This window comes from Mycobacterium sp. E1715, assembly GCF_001667625.1.
Lineage (GTDB): Bacteria > Actinomycetota > Actinomycetes > Mycobacteriales > Mycobacteriaceae > Mycobacterium.
In genome coordinates this window covers 1-820 of sequence record NZ_LZJJ01000411.1, presented here as the reverse complement: position 1 = coordinate 820, position 820 = coordinate 1, and the positions used below count along the sequence as shown (strand labels likewise).

General features: G+C 69.5%; 1 protein-coding gene and 1 pseudogene. One reads left to right on the top strand and one right to left on the bottom strand.

The window, feature by feature from the left end; all coding sequences use genetic code 11:
* Positions 1–395, bottom strand: a 395-nt coding sequence (locus tag A9X03_RS20025) for a DUF6636 domain-containing protein (protein WP_156746612.1), incomplete at its 3' end; no start/stop codon positions are given.
* Positions 396–447: 52 nt separating this feature from the next.
* Between A9X03_RS20025 and A9X03_RS20020 the strand changes: the two are divergent.
* Positions 448–820 (top strand): annotated as a pseudogene (locus A9X03_RS20020) (hypothetical protein); the annotation flags it as partial.

Sequence of the window (820 nt, the reverse complement as noted above, 5' to 3'; positions counted from 1 at the left end):
TCCCGCGACACCCGGAAGACGTGACCGGTGCTGCTGTCGGTGCACGTCATGCCCGACGGCTCGCTGTCGCAGGTGATCGTGCCCGCGGACTGGGTCTGGCCGTAGTCGAGGGTCGGCTCGCCGGCGAAGCGCAGGGTGTCGCCGTGGCAGTGGATGGCGGCCGGCTCGCCCAGGTTCAACACGAAGCGGTTGCCCCAGGCGAGATGCTTGCCGCACTCCGGTGGCGGCGGTGGCTGGTAGTCGAAGTCGCTGATGTCGCACGCCACACCGAAGCCGCCCAGGACGCAGTAGATGTTGCCGGACGGCGATTGAAAGTTCTGGGTGTCCGCGTGCGCGGTCGCCGGCATCACGGTGGCGGCCGCGACCGTCGCGGCGGCGACAGCGAGGGTCCTCATCATTTGCTGAGCGTAAGCCTGTGCGCCGGTGGACCGGACCGATAATCCCGAAATGAGTTTGCGCGGGGGCCTTCACCTGGCCGCCCAAAAGGATTACAACGTCATCATGAAGGCATCAATGGTCGCCGCGGTTCCGCTCCTGGCGGCCGCGACCGCGGTGGGCCCGGCGCACGCGGACCCGCTCTACCACTTCCAGTCGCCCTCGGGCGACGTCACCTGCGTGATGGCGGCTTTCGGTGGAGATGCGCCCCGCGCGTCCTGCGGCGTCATCGACCCCACCTACGTGATGCCGCCCCGCCCGCAGTCCTGCATGGGGGCCTTCGGCGACCAAGTCGACATCGTGCAGGGCAGCTCGCCGGCGATGGCCTGCCACACGGACACCACCCGCGGAGCCGGGCTGCCGACGCTGCAAGCCGGCGACACCC